This is a genomic window from Lewinella sp. 4G2 (assembly GCF_001625015.1).
Lineage (GTDB): Bacteria > Bacteroidota > Bacteroidia > Chitinophagales > Saprospiraceae > Neolewinella.
This window is the reverse complement of sequence record NZ_LVWJ02000014.1, coordinates 794262-810753: the sequence shown is the minus strand read 5'-3', so window position 1 is coordinate 810753 and position 16492 is coordinate 794262. Positions and strand designations below refer to the sequence as shown.

Here is a 16492-nt window from a genome sequence, read left to right as displayed (position 1 = left end):
TTGCGTTCGTATGGAAACCAGCGAATTACTTAAGCGCGTCCGGCGGATCGAGATCAAGACTAAAGGCCTCAGCCGGCAGATCTTTGCGGGGGAGTACCAGAGTGCCTTCAAAGGCCGGGGGATGTCCTTCAGCGAAGTCCGCGGCTACCAGTACGGCGACGACGTGCGGAACATCGACTGGAACGTTACGGCGCGCTCGGGCGACCCCTACGTCAAAGTATTCGAGGAAGAACGGGAACTGACCGTTATGTTGCTGGTGGATATCAGTAAATCCAGCTTCTTCGGTACCACGAAGCAGATGAAGAATGATCTCATCACCGAGATCTGCGCCGTACTGGCCTTTAGCGCGACGAATAATAACGATAAGGTAGGTTTGCTACTCTTCAGCGATAGAGTAGAGAAGTTCTTGCCTCCCAAAAAGGGTAGGGGACACATCCTACGCATCATCCGTGAACTCATCGATACGCGCCCTACGGGGACGGGAACGGACATCAGCAAAGCCCTCACCTTCTTTACCAACATGGTGAAGAAACGCAGTATTTGCTTCCTCGTGTCTGACTTCCTGGCTGACGGCTACGAACGTTCCCTCCGGCTGGCCGCCCGCCGCCACGACGTCATTGGGATGCACCTCTACGACCCCCGTGAAAAGGAATTGCCCGACGTAGGATTGATCCACGCGCGGGACGCCGAATCCGGGCAAATGCAGTGGGTAGATACCGGTAGCCGCAAAGTGAGGCGCAAATACCAGGAATGGTACGACCGGCACCAGACGTATTACCAGGATGCGTTTAAGAAATCCGGTGCGGATAGCCTCAGTCTGGAAACGACGGAAGATTATACGCGGGGGCTACTGAAGTTCTTTAAGAGCAGATGATGTAGTAGCGTAGTCTGGTAGTCGGGTAGTGCGCGCATGACATACGTGCACTACCCGACTACCAGACTAAATACTGCCCGACTAACTACTGAATAACTCCTTCCACAACACCCTGTGCAAGCATCTCAGCCATCTTCGCGTAGGTGCCATCTTCCAGCTTCGTGCGTACTTCGCGGAAGGCAGCGAGCGTGGTCTCGATATCCTCGACGGTGTGTTCGGCGGTAGGGATGAGGCGGAGGATCAACTGGCCCTTGGGGATGACGGGAGGCAGCACGATGGAACAGAAGATACCGTAGTTCTCGCGCATATCGTAGATCAGCGCTCCGGCTTCGTAGGGGGTACCCTTCATGAAGACGGGCGTTACGCAGGCACCGGTGTTACCGATGTCGAACCCGGCATCGCGGAGACCCTTCTGGAGCATATTCACGTTGCGCCACAGGTCTTCCCGCAGTTCAGGGTGTTCGCGGAGGAGGCGGAGGCGCGTCAGGGCACCCTTCACCATGGGCATACAGAGGCTCTTGGCGAATACCTGGCTACGCAGATTGTAGCGGAAGAAGTCGATGATGCTCTTATCAGCGGATACGAAGGCGCCGAATCCGGACATCGCTTTGGCGAAGGTCGAGAAGTAGACGTCGATCTGATCCTGAACGCCCTGCTCTTCGCCGGCGCCGGCACCGGTGGCACCCATGGTTCCGAAGCCGTGGGCATCGTCCACCAGCAGGCGGAAACCGTATTTTTCTTTGTATTCGCAGATCTCTTTGAGGATACCCTGCTCACCGCGCATACCGAAGACACCTTCGGTGATGACGAGGATGCCAGAATTCCGCTTTTCCGCTTCCTTCTTGGCTTGTTCCATGCGGACGAGGAAGTGGTCAATATCGTTGTGCTTGAAGGCGTACTTGGGGCCCTGGTGCATCCGGATTCCGTCCATAATACAGGCGTGGTCGTCACGGTCGTAAACAACGACGTCGTGGCGGCTCAAACAGGCATCTACGATGGACATGATACCCTGGTAACCGAAGTTGAGGAGGAGAGCGTCTTCCTTCTGGGTAAATTCAGCAAGCTCTTTCTCCAGCTGGAGGTGAGCGTCGGTTTCCCCGCTCATGATGCGAGCGCCCATGGGGTAGGCCATTCCGTAGTCAGCGGCAGCCTCAGCGTCAGCTTTGCGTACTTCCGGGTGGTTGGTGATCCCGAGGTAAGAGTTGATACTCCAAATGATGCATTCCTTACCGCGGAAGGTCATGCGGGGGCCGAGTTCACCTTCCAGCTTGGGGAAAGAGAAGTAGCCGTGGGCAACATCCTGGTACTGGCCGAGGGGGCCTTTGTGGTCAAATTTGTCGAATAGATCCTTCATAGCGGAGGGTATTTTTAGCGCTGCAAAGGTACGTGTTTCGCCGGAAGGGTCATTATTCGGCCAGTCAGTGATTTGCAAGGTTCCACGGTAGGAAATTGCTCAACTCTCTCGTGGCTTTTACTGAGGTAACTTCCATTATCTACAGGAATGTGTGAGTTCCGCGAATGATATAGCTCAACTTGCTAGTGCACCTTTTCACCTAAATCATCGGGAATTAGCCGGCCCCACTTCTCGTTGTAGGTGTGAATACGGTCCGTCATGGAACCCTGGTCGTCCACCAAGGGGAGTCCGGCCAGTTTCCAGGCGTACAGACTTCCATAAAGGTTATGTACGCTACTATAACCTCGCTTCCGAAGCTTTTCGGCGATCTTTTCGCTGCGGTAACCGACGGTACAGTAGACTACGATAGGAGTGTCCTTACCGTAAGATTCCAGTAGATCGTACTTCACCCGGTCGTAACCCAGGTGAAGCGCACCGGGAAGGTGGCTGACTTGGTACTCTTCCTTTTCTCTGGCATCTAAAAAGAGGGCATCACGTAGATCGACGGCCTCCTCTGCGCTGATGGTGTAAGCATCCACTGATAGTAGCCGGCTCAGTTTATCATCAAGTGGAGCGTGGCGGGTCAGCAGGCGCTCGGGCACCGCTTGTTGGCCGCAAGCCGTAGTAGCTACGAAAAGGACGAGGAGAGCACTTAGGGTCAGGACGATGCGCATAACTAGAGTACACTAGAGTTAAAACATGGTTCACCATCTCTCAATATGAACGTAAAATACTGATTATCAATCACTTACACTTACTTCAAGTTGCTCCGGTCCCTTACCTACCCGATCGGCCAGGTACATTTGGTCCTCGCAGAAATACAGCAACTGCTCCCGGATGAAGCGTTTTACACTTGCGGCATCCACATTTGGATAAAGTAAGTGGAGGTTAGGGCCAGCATCCAAAGTGAAGTAGAGTGGGATACCGGTTGATGAACGAAATTCCTGCAAGCGTTCAATCACTGCCAGGGTATTTGGCCGAATCAAAACATAGGGTGGTTGGCTACTCATCATCAGTGCGTGAAGAGTAAGGGCCTCGCTCTCCAAGATCTCTCCGAAGCGCTCAACGTCTCCCCTTTTGAGTACCTCCACCATCTCGTTCGTCCGCTGGTTGGCTTGAGCGTACCGGGCGGGCGCGTAAGGGTTACCCTCCATCAAACCGTGCCCGGCCCGACTGCTGACAGACTTTTCTGATTTGGAGATCAGCAGAATATCGTCGTGGTAAGTCTGAAATACTGGGTGCAGTTTTTCCGTAACCGCGACGGCGTACTCTTCGCTGCTGGTGGGGACGCCATCGACTTTACCCCAAACGGCTGCGCCACCGTAAACGGACCGGCAAGCACTACCCGAACCCAAACGGGCCAGGTAACTCGCCTTATGAAAGAAGGCGGCGCGGTCCTTAAATGGCTCAAATAATTTTTCTTCCAAACTGACGAGGCAGAGGGCCAGGGCACTCATCCCCGACGCCGAGCTGGCGATACCGGCGGAGTGAGGGAAACTATTATTGGTTTCAATCCGGAAGCTTAATTGCTTCAAAAAGGGATAGATGGGTAAAAGCCGTTCGAAAAATTTTGCCGTGCGCGTGCTGAATCCTTCGTTTAGTTTACCGTCCAGGGATAGCTGGACGTCCACCCCCTGACCGTGGTCCTTTCTCACGTTGTAGTGCAGCGTGGTGTCCGTAGCCGCACCATCCAGCGTAAAGCTGACGGAAGCGTTGCGGGGCAATTGATCACCGTATTTCCCCCAGTACTTCACCAACGCAATGTTCGAAGGGCTCCGCCAACGCAGCGAACCCGGCTGTACGTCGCTGGAAATAATGGTTAGGTCGGGGCGGTCGTAGGTCATCAAAAGCTGTATTTATGAGGCCGCAAAATACGACGGATCTACCGTCGCGGGTCAGCATAGGAATAGGATAAATACGGGAAGGCCGGGCAGATCTCTCTACCCGGCCTTCCCTCCAAGTTGGAGTAATAAGGTCAGTAATGGCGCGGCGATTTACTAACGGCCAGCCCCTTCAGCCTCCTTGGCGCGGCGGTCGCGTTGCATTGGGTTTTCTCCACCACCACGACGGCGGCCCTGGTAAAGGTCAAAACGATTTGTTTCCGTTTGGGAAGGGTAGTAGTTGTTACTCCGATCCGTATCCGCCGTTTCCAGGAAGGGGTCCAAGTTGATTTTGGTTACCTCTTTAGTGAACGGGAATACTTTGCTCACCTTCTTGTAATCCATCTTCCAGATCTCGGCGGGGATGCGCTGCACTTCGGTGGTACCGTCGGCAAAGGTGAATTCCAGGATGATTGGCATGACCAATCCACCCTTGTTTTCGAAGGTGAGCTCATAGTAGTACTTGTTGGCATCAAGTACGGCTTTCTCTTCATCGCTTAACCCGGCGTAGTACTCCTCGTACTCCTTCTTATCAAGGTAATTGGCGTTGAGGGGGTCGTAGTCCGTATAGAAATCGCGAAGACTGGGATCTTGCTCATCGTAGGTCTGTTCAATCTCTTCGCGGTTGCGAATGGAGCTGATGTTTTCTCCCGCTGCCTTCCGCTGTTCACGGGTCAGGTTATTCTCTACCATTGGGTTCTTGGTATTGGCCCGGAAGGGTTGGACGTCGGTCAGCGCGATGTCGGTGTGGTCCGTCGTAAAGAACCAGCCGCGCCAGAACCAATCCAGGTCGATGGCCGAAGCATCTTCCATGGTACGGAAGAGATCCGCGGGGGCGGGGTGTTTGAATTTCCACCGGTTGGCGTACTTCTTGAAAGCGTAGTCGAATTGCTCGCGGCCCATCACCGTTTCGCGGAGGATATTCAGTGCCGTCGCCGGTTTGCCGTAAGCGTTATTACCGAATTGCCAGATGGATTCCGAATTCGTCATGATGGGGGAGATATACTGCTTATCACCCTTCATGTAGTCGACGATCTTATCGGCGGGCCCGCGACGGCTGGGGTAGTCGCGCTCCCACTGCTGCTCGGTGAGGTACTGCAGGAAGGTATTCAGGCCTTCGTCCATCCACGTCCACTGCCGCTCGTCGGAGTTAACGATCATTGGGAAGTAATTGTGGCCGACCTCATGAATAATTACGCCGATCATACCGTACTTCGTCCGTTGGCTATAGGTGCCGTCTTCTTCTACCCGGCCAAAGTTGAAACAGATCATCGGGTACTCCATACCAATGTTGGCGGCATTGATGGACCACGCGACGGGGTAGGGGTAATCAAACGTATAGTGGCTGTACCACTTCAGGGTGTGCGCAACGGCCTTGGTACTGAATCGCTCCCACAGCGGGTTACCTTCCTTGGGGTACATCGACATCGCCATCACGGTGCTACCATCGGATTGCTTGACGGCCATCGCATCCCAGATGAACTTACGGGAACTGGAGAAGGCGAAGTCACGCACGTTTTCGGCCTTGTAGTGCCAGGTCTTTTCCTTCTTCACCTTGGTCTTTTCCCGCTCAATGGCTTCTTCCTGCGAGGCGATGATCACGGGCTGTACGAACTCCTTACGGGCCTTATCAAGCGCACTCCGCTGCTTGCGGGTCAGTACGTCATTAGGGTTCTGGAGGGTACCGGTCGAGGCCACGAGGTGGTCCGCCGGAACGGTAATCTTCACGTCGTAGTCACCAAAGGTCAGGGTGAATTCACCACGGCCGAGGAACTGCTTGTTCTGCCAGCCTTCATTGTCCGTGTAGAGAGCCATGCGTGGGTAGAACTGGGCGATGGTGTAGAGGTAGTTATCATCCTCCTCGAAGTACTCCGAGCCGGATCGGCCGCCGCCGTCCTTCATACGGTCGTTGATGTTGTACCACCACTTCAGCTTCAGATCTACCGATTCACCCGGCTTCAGCATGCTTGGCAGATCGATCCGCATCATTGTTTTTTGGATAACGTAGCGCATTGGCTTGCCGCTTCCGTCCTGCACGTAGTCGATCTTAAAGCCACCGTCAAACGTAGGTTCGAGGCGGGAAAGACTGCTGAGGGTCATCCGTTCGTTGACGGAATTCGTACCGATCTTGTACGTGTCACTGTCGAGTGAGCGCACGTTCTGGTCGAGTTGTACCCAGAGGTAATCCAGGGCATCCGGCGAGTTATTATGGTACTTGATGTTGGAGGTTCCGTAGATTCGCTGCGCTTCGTCGTCAAGGTGGATATCCATTTCGTAATCCGCCTGTTGCTGCCAGTATTCGTGGCCGGGGGCGCCGGCCGCGTTACGGTAGACGTTTGGGGTGGGCAACTCATTGTAGAGTTGGCGGAAGGGGTTTTTGTTGATGTCTTCCGTTTGGGCGGTCACTCCGGCCGAAAGGCAGAGCAAGCAGAGCCACAGGTAAATTCTGTTCACTTGGGTCGGTTTGGTTATTTCGCCAAGATACAAACTTGTCCTCGAGGCCGTTCCGTAAGATCAATACAATATGTCTCTTCACTTACTTATTAGGGCGCTGCCGCAGGTGCCGGGTAATTGGATGCGGATCGATCTAACAGCCAATTGACCACCAACTACCAAATGTTCCACGTGGAACCTAGAGGATGACATCCATCAGTAAGGGGTGACGTTCCACGTGGAACATCACCCCTTACCGAAAGGCTACTTAACCTATTTCTCCGCACCTGCGGCAGCGCCCAAATCAGGTGTAGCGCTTGAGTAACCACTGGCGTACGGGTTCGAAGGCAGTGCCAAACTCAGTACTCACCTTTTCGCGGAAGGCTAATTCTGCCAGGCGCTCCGGAACCTCAATAGCACGGCCGAGGATACGCTCAACGTCCGGCTTAAACTTGCTGGGGTGGGCGGTCTCGAGGATCACTCCCTGGACGTTCGGATTATCCCGTTGCCACTCAGTGAGCGCGAGGTAACCGACCGCACCGTGAGGATCAATGGTGTACCCAAACTTCTGCTCTACTTCACGTACGGTGTCCTCAGTTTGATGATCATCGTAAGCGTAACCCGTTACCACTTTACTCATGGCAGCGTGGGTAGCCGGATCGTGAGGATCAAGCCCGCTGACCTGACCGTAAAGATTAAGCATGCGCGCGAAGTTGCTGGGCGCGCCAACATCCATGGCGTTGGAAAGGGTAGGGACGGAAGGCCGGGGACGGTAATTGCCCGACTTTAGGTATTCGGGTACCACGTCATTCCGATTTGTCGCCGCAATGAACTGGCTCACGGGGAGGCCCATCTTCATGGCCAGCAGGCCAGCGGTGAGGTTACCGAAGTTACCCGAGGGAATGCAGAAGGCTACGGGGTCTTTGGTCGCAAGTTGTTTGTAGGCCTCGAAGTAGTAAAATGACTGTGGAATGAGGCGGGAAATATTGATACTATTGGCGGAACTCAGGCGTATTTGGCTGCGCAGTTCCTCGTCGAGGAAAGCACGCTTCACGATAGCCTGGCAGTCATCAAACGTGCCCTCAATCTCAAGGGCGTGAATGTTATGGCCGAGTGTAGTCAGTTGCTTTTCCTGCAATTCACTGACCTTACCCTTTGGGTAGAGAATAACGACCTCAATACCGGGCGTCTGGTAAAAACCCGCCGCAACGGCCCCGCCGGTATCTCCGGAAGTGGCCACCAGGATGACCAGTTGCTTATCGTTGCCCCGGTTAAAATGGCCCATGAGCCGCGACATGAAGCGGGCCCCGAAATCCTTAAAGGCCAGGGAAGGGCCGTGAAATAGTTCGAGTACGGAGCGCCGTTCGTCCAACCGGACAACCGGTGCGGGGAAGTTGACGGCATCGTATACGAGTGCTTTAAGCTCCTCCGCAGGGACGTCATCTCCCAACAGGTGCTGCGTTACCCGGAACCCGATCTCAGCGAAAGAAAGACTGGGAAGTTCCTCGAAAAAGGAAAGGGGTAGGGGATCAATCCGCTCGGGCATGTACAAGCCGTTATCGGCGGGTAAGCCGCGAAAGATGGCTTCGGCGAGGCCTACTTTATGGCTTGCGTCGTTAGTGCTGTAGAATTGCATAGTTATTCAGGTTTGGGTGCCGCGCGCTAAAGGATGGTTACCCCCTGTTGGTTAATCGGGGAAACGTAAAGTTGGCTATCCACACCGTAGCGGGCGAAGGCCTCCTGCATACTTTGGCCGGCGGCCTGGGCGAGGTAACCGGAGTCGCAGAGGGCGAATACGCTTGGCCCGGCGCCACTAATACTGCAACCGAGAGCACCCCTTTGAAGAGCAGCCGCCTTTACGTCGTCGAAGCCCTTAATGAGTTGCTTCCGTTGTGGTTCGATGACATAATCGTGCAGCGACCGGCCCAGGAGGGGCAGGTCATCCGTATAAAGAGCCGTGATGAAACTGGCGAGGCTTCCCATCTGGCGGATGGCCGTGGGCAGGGCCACGTGATCGTCTAGTACTGCCCGAGCATCTCGCGTAAGTATCTCAATATCAGGGTGTACGACCGCTACCTGAAGGTTTTCTGGCACCGGTAGTTTGTGAATGTCGAGGGATTCGTTGGAACGGATGAGCGTGATACCTCCCACCAACGATGGGGCCACGTTATCCGCGTGGAAACTACCATCCGCCACCTGTTCGCCAAGGACAGAGAAGTAAAGCAGTGATTCCCGACTAAGTGGTGCGCCCAGCAGCTCGTTGACGGCCACTACCGCACCGGCGGCACTCGCAGCACTGGAGCCTAATCCACTACCGAACGGCATGCGTTTGTGGATCTCCAGATCAATTCCGATCTCCGTACGCCCAAGATGTTCCAGCAGGCGCTGTGCGGCTACACCAGCAGTATTCTGCTCGACTTCGTAGGGAAGTTGCTTATTTCCCGTACCGGTGATCTCGGTAATTCTCAGGCCCTTCGTATCCGGATTGAGCCGGGCCACAATCTCATCTCCCGGCCGGTCAATGGCAAACCCAAGAATGTCGAAACCAACGGCTACGTTAGCTACGGTGGCGGGAGCGAAAACGCGTACTTCAGTCATTAGCTCAGGAATTTTCCAATCTTGATGATTTCCGCGAATACACCGGCGGCGGTTACCTCCGCACCGGCCCCCGGGCCACGAACGACGAGTGGGCGCTCGCGGTAACGGTCGGTAGTAAAGACGATCATGTTATCGCTTCCGCTCAGGCCAGAGAAGGGGTTGTCCTCCCCTACGGCCTGGATACCAACGCTTGCTCTTTCGCCTTCGAGGGTGGCGATCATGCGCAGAACTTTACCTTCCGCGGCAGCCTCCTGATACATTTGCTGAAAATAGGCCCGGTTGTTTTCGAGGACGGTAAAGAAGTCCGGTACGGAAGCGGCTTCCATGGCACCCTCTGGGAGGAAACCCACCAAGTCAATGTCTTCCGATTCCAGCGCAACGCCGGTTTCGCGGGCGAGGATGAGGATCTTGCGACCGACGTCCTTACCGGAGAGGTCCACGCGGGGGTCCGGCTCGGTGAAGCCTTTTTCCTTAGCTTGAGTGACGACTTCGTCGAAGGCAGCCGTTCCATCGAAATTATTGAAGATGAAACTCAGCGAGCCACTGAGGACGCCTTCGATCTTACGGATCCGATCGCCGCTGTCCAGCAAGTCCCGTAGGGTTGAGATGACGGGCAGGCCGGCACCAACATTGGTTTCGTAACGGAACTGTACCCCCCGTTTGGCAGCGAGTGCCTGAAGTTTTTCGTACTGATCGAAACTACTCGACGTAGCCACTTTATTGGGCGTAGAAATGGAAATGCTTTCGTCGAGGATACCAGCGTAGTAGGTCGCAATCTTATCGTTGGCCGTATTATCGACGAAGATGCTGTTGCTCAGATTGGCGTCCCGCATCTTCCCGACGAAGACGGCCAGGTCTGCTTCCGTCCCTTTTTCGGTAAGTGTTCGTTTCCAATTAGCCAGTTCGATACCGTCGGGATCGATGATCATCTTCCGGGAATTGGCCATGCCGACGACCTTGAGTTCCATCCCCAGTTTTTCCCGGAGGTAGTCGTTCTGGTCTTCGATTTGCTGCATCAGGGTTCCTCCGATCAAACCGACACCGACGACGAAGAGGTGGAGGGTTTTGTAATCCGAAAGGAAGAAAGCTTCGTGGAGGGCATTCAGGGCCTTGTTCTCATCCTCCGCCGGGATGACGACGGATACGTTGAGTTCACTGGAGCCCTGAGCAATGGCCACGGCGTTGATACCATTTTTGCCAAGCGCCTGGAAGAGGCGACCGGAGATCCCCGGCTGGTGGCGCATGTCCTCCCCAATGATGGCGACGACGCTGAGGTCCTTCTCCACCTTAATGGGGTTGACAACGCCCCGATCGATTTCGTAAGCAAAGGTTTCCTCAACGGCCTCCTTAGCTTGTTGGGCTACCTCCGGCTTGACGGCAAAACTGATCGAGTGCTCACTCGATCCCTGGGTGATCAAAATGATGTTGATCCCTTCTTGCGCAAGGGAGGTAAACAGCCGCGCCGAGATTCCGGGGACGCCGAATAAACCACTACCCGAGATGGTGAGCAACGCAACGTTATTGATGGAACTGATCCCCCGCACGGCTGCTCCAGAGTCGTCACCCGTTTGGCTGACTTTGGTACCCGGGAAGTCCGGCTCAAAGGTATTCTTGATGTACAGCGGAATACCCTTGTGTAAGGCCGGCATTAGGGTAGGCGGGTAGATGACCTTGGCACCGAAGTGAGACATCTCCATGGCCTCCGCATAAGTAAGCTTGGGAATGGTAAAAGCCTTCTTTACCCGGCGGGGGTCGGCCGTTAGCACCCCACTTACGTCGGTCCAGATTTCAATGGCTTGGGCTTCTAACCCAGCGGCGAGGAGGGAGGCGGTATAATCGGATCCACCCCGGCCCAAGGTAGTGGTGAGGCCACCCTTTGCCGACGCAATAAAGCCTGTAACTACCTGTATATCAGTATTTTGAGAGTAATATTCTTTAACGGCGGTGTAGGTCTTATCGAAGTTTACCTTGGCGCTGCCAAAGTTCTTATCAGTCTTGATAATTTTCCGGGCATCTAGGTAAGCGGCGGGTACGCCAGCGTTTTTCAGGGTCTGAGCGATGATGTAGGAAGAGGAGCGTTCGCCGAAGCTGAGGACGTAATCCATCGTCCGCGGGCTGGCCTCACGCACGAGAAATACTCCGTAAAGGAGATTCTTGAGGACTTCGTGGGACTTCCGCATTTGGGTGGCCGTTTCCTGGCGGAGTTCCCCGGCGGGTAGCAGATCTTTAATGGCGTCCTGATGACGAGCCGAAAATTTGCTGAAAGCGTCTCCGTAGCGATCGTCGCCGGCGGCGGCCAATTTGCTCATTTCGATCAGGCTATCCGTTACCCCACCGAAAGCGGAAAAGACTACCGTAAAGTGGTCTCCCGAAGCGTAGTAGTTCTTAAGGATATCGACAATACCCCGGATGCGCTCGGGTTTGGCGACGGACGAGCCGCCGAACTTAAGGACTTTCATAACAGATTCATTTAGCCCGCAGCCAGTGAAATAGCTACGATCCGGAGGGGTGCCGGTATGCGGAAGTTTGACCTAAAAAGTCCGTAAAGATGGGGTAAATCCAGTGTTCGGGGCTGACTTTGCTGGCGGTATTTACAATGAGTAGTACCGGGCGGAAAGGTGGCGGTTAGCGCACTCGAAAATCCCCTCATGCTTCACCCGTCAACTCAGCGGGTCGTTGGGATAGCGCCCAATCTTCCAGACTCCGCATTTCTTTGGCTTCTTCATCACTCTTATCTCCCTGGCCACAGAGGTGGAGGACGCCGTGGATCATGACGCGGTGGAGTTCGTCCCGAAAGCTAGCATTCATGTCGACGGCATTTTCCTTTACCCTTTCCGTTGAAATAAATAGATCTCCGGAGACCGTCGGGAAGCGCTCGTAGGGGAAGGTGATGATATCCGTTAACGTATCGTGGTCGAGGTACTCCACGTTCATGGCGTGGAGGTAGGTATCACCGCAAAAAATGTAGTTGATGGGGCCCATTAGGCCTCCGCGAGTTGCAATGATTTGCTCGATCCACGTTGTGAGCGGAGCGTACTGTTCTTCCGGGAGGCTCGTTCCACCTTCTTCTACGTGGAACTCAATATTATCACCCAAGATCAGAAGCTGAATTGCATCTCCACCGTCGTGCCACCGTTCTTGAACTTTACGGTATCGCAGAGTTGGTTCATCAGGTAGACGCCGCGGCCACCGCATTCGCAGATACGATCGGGGGAAGTGGGGTCCGGTAGGCTATCGTAGTTAAAGCCAGGCCCCTGATCGGATACCCTTACCGCGAGGTGGCGCGCAGTCTTGGCGCACTGGATCTTGACGAGTTTGCTACGATCCTGCTTATTGCCGTGCATAATGGCGTTGGTAACCGCTTCCGTCAGGCTGATGAGCAGGTTGATCCGTTTCTCCGGGGCCAGGTGATACTGATTAGCAATTTGCTCTGCGTAAGGCTCAACTTGACTGATGTTGGAGGGGTCGGAAGCTAACGTAAGCATAGACGGATTTGCGATTTGAGTTCTGACGGCCGGAAGGGTTATTTCGCTTAATATGACTAACAGGAAAGGGGAAAGTCACGAAAAAACCCGTCAATGACGGCAATATAACAACAGCATTGAGATAAGCAAATTTCGCGCTGTCTTTTTAGTCAACACACTGTTAGGGGGTGTGGGTTCACTTAAGCAGCATCATAAATACCGAAATCACCGTTAAATGTTTGTTGTTCAGCCTATTGGCCCTGCAGCGAACGGAAATATTCGTTCACCAAGCCCTGGAAATAAGGGTTAAGCTCCGGGGTTACCCGCTTAAACATTTCTACTTCGGCGCGGCGTTGCTTGAGGTATTCCTCGAGGCTGGCGGGCATTTCCCGGCGTTGCTGCTCAGCGGTGGTGGATTTACGCTTCTCGTCCTGCTTCTGCTGGCGCTCGGCTTTTTCGTGCTCCAGCATTTTACTAAGGATCTCCTGCTGGCGGCTCATCATTTCGGTGGTGAGGCGCTTGTTGACGAGGTCTTCTTCCGTCTCGTTCATCTGGTCGATGAGTTCCTGCAGTTCGGGGTCGATTCCCTGGCCACCTTCCTGGCGGGCCTTTTGTTTGGCCTCCAGTGCTTTGCGCAGTGCAGCCTGGCGGGCGGCCATTTCGGCAAATTCCTTGGCGGAAGCGCCGCCGTCTTTACCCTTTCCGTCCTTTCCTTCGGAGCCGTCCTGGCCTTTCTGGCCTTGGCTCATGCTTTCCATAGCGTCATTGAGGCTACGTTGGCCGTCAGAACCGGGGTTGGAGCTGGGTTTACCGGGTTTGCTACCCTTACCGGAGCCGGGTGATTCACACTGCTGGTCGCCGGCCATCATCCCCGCCATTTGTTGCTGGGCGTTGGCCATGCTCTCGCTCATCATGAGGGCGAGATCGTTCAGGCCCGTCATAGCGCGTTGTTGCACGTTGCCGGCCTGGGGAGTACGGCGTTCTTCCAATTCCTTGACGGTGTTCTTGAGGTTGAGGCGGATCTCACTTACTTTCTCGGTGACGAAACTTTCAATCTCAAAATTGCGCTTGGCCAGGGCGTTGAGGGAATCACGCACCAGTTCAAAGTCGTTATTGATCTGGAACTGATCCTGAACCAGTTCCACGTAACGCGGAGTGTTCACCGTGGTCTTCTGAAGATCGTTCATCGTTTCCTCCTGGTCGAAACTCAGGTCGACGATATTTTCCAGTAGTTGGCGCATGGCTTCGAGGTCTTCTTCGGCACCTTCTTTGGCCATGGCGTCCATGGAGCCGGCCATGGATTCAGCCATTTCCTTCATTTTCTGGCTGGCCTTTTTCTGTTGTTCGGAGGCGGCGGCGTTATCGTCCTTTTTCATCTCCTCCTGGGCCTTGTCCATGCTTTCCTTGATCTCTTCCTGAGCTTCTGGCTCCGTCTCGAGATCCATAGGCTTTTCGAGTTCTTCGTTTTTCTCTTCGGTTTCTTCGAGTTTCTCCTGCAGTTTTTCGAATTCCTCTTTGATTTCTTCCTGCTTCTCCTCCAGTTCTTCCTGGGGAGTTTCGCCCTTCTCCGTTTCCTCGGCGAGCTCTTCCTGTTCTTTGGCCAGCTCTTCGAGTTTGTCGATGGTTTCCTGCATTTCCTTTTCTACTTCCAACTCCTTGAAGAGTTCGAGCATGCGGTCGAGTTCGGCTTCCGTTTCTTCGTCGGACATTTCCATGTCCTCCATTTTCTTGAGGGCTTCGTCCTTGTTGAGTTCCTCCATCAGTTCCTGGATCTGCTTCATGAGCTCCTCCATCTCCTCATTGGCGGACTCCTGGAACATCTCCTGGAGTTTTTCCTGCTTGTCTTGGATGTCCTGATCCTGCTGGGATTGATTCTCCAGGTTTTCCTCGAAGGCTTTCTGGGCTTCCTGCATTTGTTGTTGGACTTCCTGCTGGCGCTCCTGCAGTTTTTCGAGTTCCTTCTTGATCTTCCAGTCCATCTCTTCTTCCTGGAGCATCTTTTCCCTGAGATCCTTGGTGTCTTCCTTCAGTTTTTTGGTAGCGTCGAGTGCTTTTTTGAGTTGGTCCTTGACCTTGCTGTCATTGGCTTCGGCTTTTTCTTCTAATTCTTCCGTCGAGGGGTTGCGGAACGCCATCACTCCCGTGCGCGCGCTCTTGTAGTTGTTGATCGCGTCGTTGTCAAAGGTCTCGAAATAGTAAGTCAGCTCATCTCCTGGCTCCAACTGTAGGTCGTTAACCAAATCCCAGACGTAATCGTAACGGGCGGATTTACCGGCGGGGCCACTGATGGGCACCACTTGTTCCTCACCCTCGACTCCAGTCTTGCCACTCTTGACACGGTAGACGAAGCGAATACTCGTCAGACCGTGGTCGTCGGAGGCCTCCCCAGCAAAAAAGAGTAGCTTTTCGTCCGTGCTGTCCGGGAACATCTCCACGGAGATCTGCGGGTGGAGATCGGGGATGACGGACAGGTTGTAGCTAACGGAATCGGCCAAGGGCAGACGGTCATTACCCACATAAAGGGTGTAGCGGTCATTGCGGAGGGCCCGGGCGTCAAAGCTGAACAGGTCGTTACCGTCGCGGCGAACTTCCGTCAATTCACCCTGGTTAGCGAAGAGCAGGCTGATGTTGTCCGTATTCTCCGTATCGAAGACCCACTTGATGCGGGTACCGGCGGGCACGGTCAGGTCACCGATATTGGTGACGGATTCATCCTTGCGGCGCAGGTAGTTGGGGTAGTCCAACTCGGCGGTGAAGGAGGCGATGTTTGGTTTCGGTAGGATGGCCAGCGTGTAGTCCTCACTTTCCTCCTCAGCGGCGAGGAATTTGAATTTGGTATCCTCCTGGACGTTGCTGAATTTGTAGGTGAACGTGTTCGCATTCTCCTTTTGCAGGCGGTAACGGTAGCCATCCACTTCTACGTAGGCATCGGCGGGCAGTACGTCGCCTTCGACCTTTACCGTGATGGGAAAATCACCGTATTGAATCACTTCCAAATCTTCCGCACCCTGCAGCGCAAAGTGGAAGGGGGCGGGCCGTTCAAACGTATCGCCGTTACGAATCAGCCGGTTGGTAGAATCTTTGATGAGGCTCGGAGCGGCGAAGAGGATAACGAACAGTAACAGCAGCGGCGGCAACGCAAACTTCAGGTAACGGCGGTTCTCACCCAGGTCGATCGCGGAGCGAAAAGGTACCGGGCTGATCTCAGCTGACTTCTGATCGATGGAAGCCAGCAGCAGAGCGGAGTCTCCCGCATCCCCGGCCTGACGGCGAAGTTGGAGGACGTTGAGTAGTTTATCCTTCACATTGGTGAAGTGGCGGCCAATCATTTCCGCCGCCTTTTCGTGGCTGATCACGCTTCCCAAACGGAAGTAACGGCTCAGAGGCAAAAGCACCCAGGCACCGAGGGCAAATACACTGAGCCCAAGGAAACCGTAGAACATTAATTTGCGAGTCCCCGTGCTGAAGTAGAACTGGCTCTCCAGTAAGCTGACTAGCAGAAACAACGCAAGTACCAGACCTACCGTGTAAAGCAGGCCGCGAATGACACTATTGATGTAGTACTTACGGGTAAACTGATCCAATTTTTGAATCAGCTGATCGTAATGGCTGGAGACCGATTGGTTGGCGTGAGGCATGGGATTGCGAAAATTCTGGAATACACTCTAAAGTAAGACGGGAAACCCATCACTATTCTTTAACGAAAAGTGATCAAGTTGCAAAGGGACAACAAGATACGATAAAGCTATTTGCTGCCCGGGGGTTGAAGGACAACGCTCGAGCCACTCAAAAAATTAGCTTTTGTCACGCGGAAGATGGCAATATGATTGGCGTTGAACCGATAAAACAA

Annotated in this window: 11 protein-coding genes; 1 reads left to right on the top strand and 10 read right to left on the bottom strand. The window is 54.1% G+C overall.

The window, feature by feature from the left end; all coding sequences use genetic code 11:
* The first annotated feature begins 10 nt into the window (after positions 1-10).
* On the top strand, positions 11-874 hold the full coding sequence (locus A3850_RS04750) for a DUF58 domain-containing protein (protein ID WP_068214707.1): 864 nt from the start codon (positions 11-13) through the stop codon (positions 872-874).
* 85 nt (positions 875-959) lie between these two features.
* Here the strand turns inward: A3850_RS04750 and A3850_RS04745 are convergent, their stop codons facing one another.
* From A3850_RS04745 to A3850_RS04700, 10 genes are all read right to left on the bottom strand, one after another.
* On the bottom strand, positions 960-2228 hold the full coding sequence (locus A3850_RS04745) for a pyridoxal phosphate-dependent aminotransferase family protein (protein WP_068214705.1): 1269 nt from the start codon (positions 2226-2228) through the stop codon (positions 960-962).
* Between the two features lie 182 nt (positions 2229-2410).
* Complete coding sequence (locus tag A3850_RS04740; RefSeq protein ID WP_082921625.1) at positions 2411-2941, bottom strand: rhodanese-like domain-containing protein; 531 nt, start codon at positions 2939-2941, stop codon at positions 2411-2413.
* Between the two features lie 66 nt (positions 2942-3007).
* Positions 3008-4111, bottom strand: coding sequence for a diphosphomevalonate/mevalonate 3,5-bisphosphate decarboxylase family protein (locus A3850_RS04735; protein ID WP_068214703.1), 1104 nt, complete (start codon positions 4109-4111; stop codon positions 3008-3010).
* Positions 4112-4264: 153 nt separating this feature from the next.
* Complete coding sequence (locus A3850_RS04730) at positions 4265-6601, bottom strand: M1 family metallopeptidase (protein ID WP_068214702.1); 2337 nt, start codon at positions 6599-6601, stop codon at positions 4265-4267.
* A gap of 283 nt (positions 6602-6884) precedes the next feature.
* Positions 6885-8216: a threonine synthase gene (gene thrC / locus A3850_RS04725; protein ID WP_068214700.1), complete on the bottom strand. Its 1332-nt coding sequence runs from the start codon at positions 8214-8216 to the stop codon at positions 6885-6887.
* 26 nt (positions 8217-8242) lie between these two features.
* Complete coding sequence (locus A3850_RS04720) at positions 8243-9178, bottom strand: homoserine kinase (RefSeq protein ID WP_068214698.1); 936 nt, start codon at positions 9176-9178, stop codon at positions 8243-8245.
* Positions 9178-11637 (bottom strand): bifunctional aspartate kinase/homoserine dehydrogenase I, encoded by a 2460-nt coding sequence (gene thrA / locus A3850_RS04715; protein WP_068214695.1) that lies wholly within the window; start codon positions 11635-11637, stop codon positions 9178-9180. Before thrA ends, A3850_RS04720 begins: the two co-directional genes overlap by 1 nt.
* Positions 11638-11824: 187 nt before the next feature.
* Complete coding sequence (ybeY, locus tag A3850_RS04710; protein ID WP_231915279.1) at positions 11825-12274, bottom strand: rRNA maturation RNase YbeY; 450 nt, start codon at positions 12272-12274, stop codon at positions 11825-11827.
* Between the two features lie 2 nt (positions 12275-12276).
* On the bottom strand, positions 12277-12663 hold the full coding sequence (locus tag A3850_RS04705) for an ATP-binding protein (protein WP_068214693.1): 387 nt from the start codon (positions 12661-12663) through the stop codon (positions 12277-12279).
* 230 nt (positions 12664-12893) lie between these two features.
* On the bottom strand, positions 12894-16280 hold the full coding sequence (locus A3850_RS04700; protein WP_068214692.1) for a DUF4175 family protein: 3387 nt from the start codon (positions 16278-16280) through the stop codon (positions 12894-12896).
* Positions 16281-16492 lie beyond the last annotated feature (212 nt).

Excerpts from the sequence above, each read along its gene's own strand:
- thrC (WP_068214700.1), bottom strand. The coding sequence starts at position 8,216 with ATGCAATTCTACAGCACTAACGACGCAAGCCATAAAGTAGGCCTCGCC.
- A3850_RS04700 (WP_068214692.1), bottom strand. The coding sequence starts at position 16,280 with ATGCCTCACGCCAACCAATCGGTCTCCAGCCATTACGATCAGCTGATT.
- A3850_RS04745 (WP_068214705.1), bottom strand. The coding sequence starts at position 2,228 with ATGAAGGATCTATTCGACAAATTTGACCACAAAGGCCCCCTCGGCCAG.
- A3850_RS04735 (WP_068214703.1), bottom strand. The coding sequence starts at position 4,111 with ATGACCTACGACCGCCCCGACCTAACCATTATTTCCAGCGACGTACAG.
- thrA (WP_068214695.1), bottom strand. The coding sequence starts at position 11,637 with ATGAAAGTCCTTAAGTTCGGCGGCTCGTCCGTCGCCAAACCCGAGCGC.
- A3850_RS04705 (WP_068214693.1), bottom strand. The coding sequence starts at position 12,663 with ATGCTTACGTTAGCTTCCGACCCCTCCAACATCAGTCAAGTTGAGCCT.
- A3850_RS04720 (WP_068214698.1), bottom strand. The coding sequence starts at position 9,178 with ATGACTGAAGTACGCGTTTTCGCTCCCGCCACCGTAGCTAACGTAGCC.
- A3850_RS04750 (WP_068214707.1), top strand. The coding sequence starts at position 11 with ATGGAAACCAGCGAATTACTTAAGCGCGTCCGGCGGATCGAGATCAAG.
- A3850_RS04740 (WP_082921625.1), bottom strand. The coding sequence starts at position 2,941 with ATGCGCATCGTCCTGACCCTAAGTGCTCTCCTCGTCCTTTTCGTAGCT.